The sequence below is a fragment of the Leptolyngbya sp. FACHB-711 genome, from assembly GCF_014695615.1.
In the GTDB taxonomy this organism is placed as follows: domain Bacteria; phylum Cyanobacteriota; class Cyanobacteriia; order Elainellales; family Elainellaceae; genus Leptolyngbya_A.
In genome coordinates this window covers 1-8,196 of record NZ_JACJOR010000131.1, presented here as the reverse complement: position 1 = coordinate 8,196, position 8,196 = coordinate 1, and the positions used below count along the sequence as shown (strand labels likewise).

The window sequence follows — 8,196 nt, the reverse complement described above, 5'->3', positions numbered from 1 at the left end:
GCCAGAAGAGAGATAATCCATAGAATCCGCGATCGGGGTCAGCATTACTGGGAGCTAGAAACCCTTCCCGAATTCCGGCTTCTCGCTGAAGCCCGTGCCCAGAGAAATAAAACAGAGCGGTCTGCGCCACAGAGCGGCCCTTCGGCTTAAAAAGCTGAATCAAAGCTGATTCAAGCATCTGAAGCGTGACCTGCGTTTTTTGCCCAATCTGCGGTTGTCCTGTCTGAATGACCTCTGGCAAGCGATGAACTCGGAATTCGCCATAGGTTTGCAGCGTTTTTGCAACCGCTTCGGCGTCTCTTGCTGGAGCTTTTAGCCCCGGCAAATTTTGGTATGTATTTACTCCTACAACTAAGGCATCCCGTAACATCTAGACCGCACCCCTTACCCGCAGTTTGTCTAAATTTGCTGTTTGACTGGGCATCATCAACTTCCACACAAGACACTAGGTAAAACTCAAATCGAAATTAGCTTAAACACTCGTTATTGCACCATTGTTCAGGAATTAGACTTAAGTAATAAGCTGTATTCGACTGAGAAAGTTGAGAGATAGTTTGCGTAGAATTAAGCAGTTTTTCTATCTAAAACTTACTGTAACAAGCGGCAAAAAGAACTAAAAGGGGGGTGAGGGCGAAAGGGGGTTAAAGCCCTCATCAGAAGGGTTTCGAGCTAGAGCAACCAGCTTAAAAGTAACTTTAAATCGCATTCTTTCTAATCCAAATATCTACTTAGGAAAATTTGCATAAACAATCAATCAGTAAATACTACTTGCCTATTCTGAGTTCAGTAATAACCCTGAGTTTTCTTCATCTAACACAAATAAATTTCAATACAGACCTAAAATTAAGTAAAAATACGGGGTAATTGGCGACGTCAGCTCTTTAAATTTAATTTCTTTGTAAGGCTTTTTTTCAACATTGGTCTGTCCCGGATTTAAGATCAGGAAAGACAAGAGCTTTGAGCAAGCAGTGGGAGAAGTTTTATTTGCTCAAGATTATTTGCTCAAGCCTGCACAATTCCTATTCCTTACGATGAACTCCTATTCACAGCAAATCGCCTTACTGGAAATGGTAGAAGACAGTCAGTTCTCGCTTGAGCAAGGGGAACAGCTTGCAAATCAAGGACTGTACGGAGAGGCACTGGTTCAGTTCGATCGCGTCCTTGAAGCTCAGCCTGAATCTGTACCGGCTTGGGTCTTTCGTGCAGTAGTGTTGCTCTATCTCGATCGATATCACGAAGCCCTTGAGAGCTGCGATCGTGCGTTGACTCTTTGCCCGACCGATGCTGAAGCTTGGCTGTTTCGAGGCGTTGCCCTTCATCGGCTCAATCGCCACCGCGAAGCTTATCAGAGCTATCACAATGCGCTTGGCGATCGCAATCCGTCTAAAAAGCTGCCAAAGCAGTTCAATTTTTCGTCACTTCAGCAAAGCGGCTGGCTCACTTCACTCTGGCAATCTTTAAAAGGATGGGCTTAGCCTTTGCTCAGGACTGAAGAACAGCACTAAAGAACAGAGTGACCGCTTGATGATTACGGCTTGATCAATGGATTGAGCCACAGGTTAGACCGCACGGATTGCTAAACAGATCGGTAAAATAAAGGCAGTCTAATTGAGAACACCAGAATTCCTGGTGGAATGCGCCTATCGAAACGATTTATGGACAGCTTCAAGGTCTGAAGCCAAGTCAACTCAAGCAACTCCAGCGACTTTATCATCAGCGACTTCCCGGCGATCGATTAACCACGCCTGAGTTTGCTCAACGATTAGCGGCAATCAGCACCGAAATTGATCAGCCCGTTAGCACCTACATTAATCGGCGCGGGCAAGTGATTCGAGTCGGCGTGGGAACGGTCAGACAAACGCAGATTCCCTTATTAGAACTACCCCGCTATGGTGCAGAACGGCTGAGCGGAATTCGCTGTGTTACAACGAACCTCAAATCAGAGTCGCCCAGTGAGGCAACTTTGACGGCAATGGCACTGCAACGCCTGGATGCGCTAGTGATGCTGGTGCTGTCGGGCGGAGGCTTTGAGCGGCGGGGCGGGGGTGCAACTGGGTATGTGAAAGAAACATATCTAGCGCATCTGGTTCCCCATCCTGAAGCTCGCTGGACGGTTTCGCCGCCGCTCAGCCTGGACAGTATTGCTCTACAAGATTTTCTCGATCTCACTGAAGGTCTGGAAGAAGAATTTCGCCGGGACTATGTGGCGCAACAGGTGGCTGCGGGTCACGATCGCGTACTGCTGGTGGGCTTAATGACCGAGGGGCTGAATGCCAAACAGTTTCGCGATCGGCTAGTCGAAGTGGCGCGACTGATTGAAACCGCAGGCGGTGAAGTGCTAGAAGTGCTGCATCAGCGGCGGAGCAGTCCCCATCCGCAAACAGTGGTGGGTGAAGGCAAGGTGCAGGAAATTGCGCTGGCGGCTCAGACCGTGGGAGCAAATCTGGTAGTGTTCGATCGCGATTTGTCGCCTGCACAGGTGCGAAACCTGGAAATGCAAATTGGGGTGCGGGTTGTCGATCGAACTGAAGTGATTCTAGATATTTTTGCTCAGCGGGCACAGTCGGGAGCCGGAAAGTTGCAGGTCGAGCTGGCGCAGCTTGAGTATATGCTGCCTCGACTCAGCGGTCGGGGTCGGGCAATGTCTCGACTGGGCGGCGGGATTGGCACAAGAGGGCCGGGGGAAACCAAACTAGAGACTGAGCGGCGAGCGATTCAGCGACGGATTTCTCGACTTCAGCAGGAAGTGAACCAGCTTCAGGCACATCGATCGCGCCTTCGACAGCAGCGACAGCATCAGGAAGTTCCGTCGATTGCGATCGTGGGCTACACCAATGCCGGAAAATCAACGCTGCTGAATGCCTTAACTAATGCGGAGGTTTATACCGCAGACCAGCTTTTTGCGACGCTTGATCCGACCACTCGCCGCTTGGTGTTGACTGATCCACAAACTCACAGCTCTCTGCCGATCGTCCTCACCGACACGGTGGGATTTATCCACGATTTGCCGCCTTCGCTGGTCGATGCGTTTCGCGCCACGCTAGAAGAAGTCACCGAAGCCGACGCAATGCTGCACGTTGTTGATTTATCTCATCCAAGCTGGCAGGGTCAGATTCGATCGGTGATGAAAATTCTGGCGCAGATGCCGATTACACCTGGTCCTGCCCTGCTTGCATTTAACAAGATTGACCAGGCCGATGGCGAAACCCTTGCCTTTGCTCAGGAGGAATATCCGCAGGCAGTGTTCATCTCTGCCGGAGAGCGGCTGGGGCTAGAAACCTTGCGGACGCGCTTGGCGCAGCTTGTTTACTATGCCGCCGCTTCCCGGCAGTTTAAAAAGGATTAACGTTCATCGATTTGCTCGATCGCAGCCCAAGCAAGCAGTACCTCTGCCACTGTCCAGGCTTGAGCAAAACAGCCACGTGGATGAAAGGGGGGATCGCCATCAAAAATCTCGCTGAGGCTGCCGATGCCATGTGCCGACAGGTGATTTGCCATAGGTTCTAAAAACTGACGCGCCTGCACAGGATTGCGATAAACCCGAAAATGCGCCCGCACAAACGGTCCTAACAGCCAACCCCAAACGGTTCCCTGATGATAGGCTCCGTCTCGCTGCTGCGGAGTGCCACCATAGCGTCCTCGATAGTTGGGATGATCAGACGATAGCGATCGCAGCCCATGAGAAGTCAGGAGCGATCGTCCACACACATCCACCACGCTGCGCTGCTGGGCTTCGGTTAAAGGACTTTCGGGCAGCGAAACGGCAAAAATTTGATTCGGACGCAGCGAAGCATCATTGCCATCGGGCGTATCCAGCACATCGTAGCAGTAACCCAAATCGCCATTCCAGAAGCGATCGAAGCGGGCAAGGGTGCGATCGGCAATGGCGTCGTATTCCTGATGGGGCTTGCCCAGCCGACGGGCAATTTTTGCGATCGTACGGAGAGCGTTGTACCAAAGGGCGTTAACTTCGATCGGTTTGCCCAGGCGCGGCGTAGCTACCCAATCGCCTACTTTGACATCCATCCAGGTGAGCTGCGTTTCAGGAGTGCCTGCATAAAGTAAGCCGTCTGCCGGATCAAGGTGAATGTTGTAGCGCGTGCCCCGACAGTGCCAGTCGATCATCTCTGCCAGCACTGGAAAAAGCTCTACCAGCAAATCATCATCCTGCGTCGCCAGATAGTATTGGTGAATCGCTTCAAAATACCAAAGCGTTGCATCGACCGTATTGTATTCCGGTTCTTCTCCCACATCGGGAAAACGATTGGGCAGCATTCCCTGACTGACATAGGAAGCAAAGGTTCGCAAAATCGATCGCGCCACATCCGATCGTCCGGTCGTCAGGGTCAGTCCCGGCAGGCTGATCATCGTATCTCGTCCCCAATCACTAAACCAGGGATACCCAGCGATGATCGTTTTGCCATGCAGCACCTCTGGTTCTGGTAGAGTTTCTTCTGCATCCGCTGGCTCACTCGGCTGCTTTGCTGTTCCTGGAAGGGGTAATCGGGTCACCGATCGATTCACGACAAACTGATTGGCTGCCAGCACCAGACGACGAATCCAGGGAGGCGCGTCTTTTGCCCCAATGGGACGGTTGCTTTTCCAGAGGCTCAGCAATCGCTGCTCGTAGGTCTGGCGCAGTTTGAAAGCCGCAGAGCCATTGAGGCTAGCATGGGGATCTGTACTGGCAACAATCGTCACTGTTTCGCCGGGATGCAGGGTCAGGTGAAATGTTGCGGCATGAAGGTGATCTTCTCGATCGCTCAATCCCCGGTAGCGTTCCACTTCTAAGAAAAAGTTGTAGTACCACTCATGCAGCGTAATCACCTCTGCCCGATCGCTAAGCAGGAAAAAAGGAACGGCTTGTCCATGAGCCACGATAGACACGCCGCGATCGACCCGATTCACCTCCATCTGCCAGTGCAAACAGCGGGTATTGCCGTGATAATCCCGATAATTCACAAACGATTTGAGCATCAGGGCAAGCGGCTGACTCGATCGCACCAGCTCATATTGAATGTAGGTGGTATTTGCACCCTGCTGCATCCAAACTCGCTTTTCGAGCAGCGCATCGCCGCAGGCATATCGCCAGGTGGGAATTGTGTCGTTGACTGCAAAATGCTCTAAATATCGGTATCCCTGCGGATCAACATGACCACCATTCCAGCGATCGGTGCTGAGCGCATACACCTGGCGATCATAGTGGACAATTTCCTCTAGCTTGGTCAGCAGCAAAGTACGGGCGAGGGGTGGGTTAAGGGCGGCAACCAGTAAGCCGTGATAGCGACGGGTTAGCACTCCTGAAACCGTCCCCGCCGCAAATCCGCCGATGCCATTGGTGACTATCCATTCGCGTGATCCTGCCAGGTCGAGATCGCCGCAAATTTCTCGCCCAAATTCAATATTCATAAAACAAGTCAAACAAACGGTGTAAGGTCAAAGGTCAAGCTGCGCATCCCAGGACCGGAGTGAGGTTGGGTAGACGCAGCAATGGGCTGGAAGAGAACCCAGAAGAGGAACGCTATATTGAGTATGGGATGTGAACCCTGTAAAAATCCTGTGAGGATACTTAAGAATTTTGAATTCGATCGATTCACTCCCCTCGAATGGATTGCCCTGGCGATCGGGAATTCGCGATTACACTGGGCTTGGTTTCAAAAGGGAGAGCTGATCGCTGCCTGGGATACTGCTCATCCTGCCCTGGAACTTGCCCCGCTAGCATTTTTCCATCAAAACTCCAATTTGCCTGCGGATGCGGCTTTCGCTGACCTTCCGATCTATATTGCTTCGGTCGTTCCTGCCCAAACTGCCTTCTGGCAAACCTGCCCCCAAGCCCAACTGCTGACGCTGGAGCAAATTCCGCTGCGGGGGCTTTACCCGACGCTGGGGATCGATCGCGCCCTTGCCCTCTGGGGAGCTGTCGATCGTAACAAACTGCCTGCTCTGGTGATCGATGCTGGAACTGCTCTAACTTTTACGGGAGCAAATGCTCAGCAGGAATTCATCGGGGGCGCAATTCTACCCGGGCTGACGCTGCAAAGACGATCGCTTTCTGACCAGACTGCTGCCTTGCCCCTGATTCAACCCAGCAAAAAATTACCGCCGCGCTGGGCAAAAACGACTGCGGAGGCAATTGGAAGCGGCATTTTCTACACCGTGCTGTCAGGAATTAAGGATTTTATTTCAAACTGGGAACAGGAATTTGGTCAAGGCGCAATTGTCCTGACTGGCGGCGATGCTCCTTCATTAGTGCATGGACTGAAGGCACAACATCCAGAATTAGCACAAAAAATCACGATCGACCCGCATCTGCTCTTTAGAGGAATGCAGGCGATCGTGGAGCAGGGTTAGTTTTCAGACGATTATTTCAGCGGGGAAGCTGCTTCGCATCGATCGGGCAGCTGAGCGTAATCAATTAAGCTGGCAAAAGTGGACGGAATCCGTGCTTCACCGATACTTGACCGATCAGATCCATTTTCTCGAGCGTAATCTGATTGCGTCCCCAGGAGAAGTTGGTGTGCAGCTTCTCAAACTCCAGCAGCATCGATTCTGCAAAGCAGGCAAACAACTGACGCGCTGGAACGTCCATATTCACGATCCGCATGATCCGCCAGTCGATGTCGAGCGAATGCTCCACAATGCCGCCATTCAGCACATAAACACCCGGATGCTGAATCTTGGTTCCCAAATTCTTGGGATAGCCGCCGTCTATTAGCAAACAGGGCTGTTTTAGCGTGGTCGGATCAATCTCCACACCCTTTGGCATACTGGCAACCCAGACAATAATGTCTGCCTGAGGCAGTGCTTCTTCCAAGTTCAAAATTTTGCCGCGCCCCAGCTCTTCCTGAAGTGCCTGAAGCCGTTCCTGGTTACGAGCGATCAGCAGCAATTCTGCGACATCGGTACGGGCATCAAGCCAGCGACAAACTGCACTGCCAATGTCTCCCGTTGCTCCGCAGACCGCTACGGTTGCCTTTGATAAGTTAATACCAAGCTGACGGGCTGCCTGCTCCACCTGACGACAAATAATGTAAGCCGTGTGGGTATTGCCCGTGGTAAATCGTTCAAACTCTAGCTTGACGTTTCGCACCTGGGAAATTTGCTGCAAGTTGAAATTCTCAAAGATAATCGAAGAGAATCCACCCAGCGCAGTGATATTGATGCCGTGTTTTTGGGCGTGCGCCATCGCATTAATAATTTTGCGGGTCGCTGCCTTGATCCGGCGCGTTGCTAGCATTTCCGGCAGAAAACAGGATTCGACGTAGCGACCTTCAATTTGCTGTCCAGTGGCACTGGTCACTTTGATGGTATCTACGATTTGGGGCGGTGCACTGCACCAAAAGTCTAAACCCTGGTCGGCATATTCGGGATAGCCCAGGTCTCTTGCAACCAGTTGGGCGTGTTCTAAGCTTGTCAGATGACCAATTAATCCAAACATGGACAGCAGCGAGCCTATGTCTCGAATGGCAAGGAGGACAGTGAACAGGAGTGTTGTTAAACACCCCTCAAAATACTACACAATCTGGGGTAATCGAAATAAATCTTTAGAAGGATCGCTTCTGGTTTAATCGGGGTTACGCTCCTGTTCCAGGATACACGGTTCACTAGCAGCACTGGGTCGCCGACTCTCCCATAAACTGGACAAAATCCAATTGTTATTCAGAGAAAATTGCTTTTGTTGGGCTGACCTGTGGATTCCCCGGTGGGTTTGCCTGGGACAAGCGAGATAAAAGCGGTGCAGCAGACAGCAGCGTTTTCGTGTAGGGATGCTGAGGATTGGCAAACAGGGCATCCGTTTTACCCAGCTCGACGATTTTGCCCGCATTCATCACTGCAATGCGATCGCACAAAAACCGTGCCACCCAGAGATCGTGCGTAATAAACAGGTAGGTCAGGTCAAATTCCTGCTTTAGCTCCAGCATCAAGTCCAGCACCTGCGCCTGCACGCTCGCATCCAGCATACTCACAGGCTCATCGCAGATCAGAAGCTTCGGTCGCGTAATCAGGGCACGGGCGATCGCGACACGCTGCTGCTGTCCGCCAGAGAGGTCTTTAGGATAGTGGTGGTAAAAGTCGATCGCCGGAGTTAGACCGACGCGCTCCAGCATTTTTTCCGCTTCGGCTTTTGCGGCTTTGGGTGTTGCCAGTTTGTGGATCAGCAGGGGATCGGAAATGCTTGCTCCTACCGTCATCAGC

The 8,196-nt window shown here is 51.7% G+C and carries 7 protein-coding genes; 3 read left to right on the top strand and 4 right to left on the bottom strand.

The genetic code is table 11. The annotated features are described in order from the left end of the window. Positions 1 to 370: caspase family protein (locus H6F80_RS04280; protein WP_190790370.1), on the bottom strand; the 370-nt coding region annotated here is incomplete at its 3' end. Between the two features lie 661 nt (positions 371 to 1,031). Between H6F80_RS04280 and H6F80_RS04275 the strand changes: the two genes are divergently transcribed. Together H6F80_RS04275 and hflX are read left to right on the top strand one after the other, a co-directional pair. Beyond that, positions 1,032 to 1,475: a tetratricopeptide repeat protein gene (locus H6F80_RS04275; RefSeq protein ID WP_190790369.1), complete on the top strand. Its 444-nt coding sequence runs from the start codon at positions 1,032 to 1,034 to the stop codon at positions 1,473 to 1,475. Between the two features lie 350 nt (positions 1,476 to 1,825). After that, positions 1,826 to 3,346: a GTPase HflX gene (hflX, locus tag H6F80_RS04270; RefSeq protein ID WP_518523513.1), complete on the top strand. Its 1,521-nt coding sequence runs from the start codon at positions 1,826 to 1,828 to the stop codon at positions 3,344 to 3,346. Here hflX and H6F80_RS04265 read toward each other — a convergent pair. Next, positions 3,343 to 5,409 (bottom strand): amylo-alpha-1,6-glucosidase, encoded by a 2,067-nt coding sequence (locus H6F80_RS04265; RefSeq protein ID WP_190790368.1) that lies wholly within the window; start codon positions 5,407 to 5,409, stop codon positions 3,343 to 3,345. The genes hflX and H6F80_RS04265 overlap by 4 nt on opposite strands. 150 nt (positions 5,410 to 5,559) lie before the next feature. Here H6F80_RS04265 and H6F80_RS04260 point away from each other — a divergent pair, with 150 nt between their 5' ends. Next, positions 5,560 to 6,351 carry a pantothenate kinase gene (locus tag H6F80_RS04260; RefSeq protein WP_347277820.1) on the top strand — a complete coding sequence of 264 codons (792 nt, stop codon included), beginning with the start codon at positions 5,560 to 5,562 and terminating at the stop codon, positions 6,349 to 6,351. 64 nt (positions 6,352 to 6,415) lie between these two features. Here H6F80_RS04260 and H6F80_RS04255 read toward each other — a convergent pair whose 3' ends face one another. Both H6F80_RS04255 and H6F80_RS04250 read right to left on the bottom strand, forming a co-directional pair. Continuing rightward, a complete protein-coding gene (locus H6F80_RS04255) occupies positions 6,416 to 7,438 on the bottom strand; it encodes a long-chain acyl-[acyl-carrier-protein] reductase (protein ID WP_190790366.1) in 1,023 nt (340 codons plus the stop codon). Between the two features lie 217 nt (positions 7,439 to 7,655). Then, the coding region (locus H6F80_RS04250) for an ATP-binding cassette domain-containing protein (RefSeq protein WP_190790365.1) at positions 7,656 to 8,196 on the bottom strand (541 nt) is incomplete at its 5' end.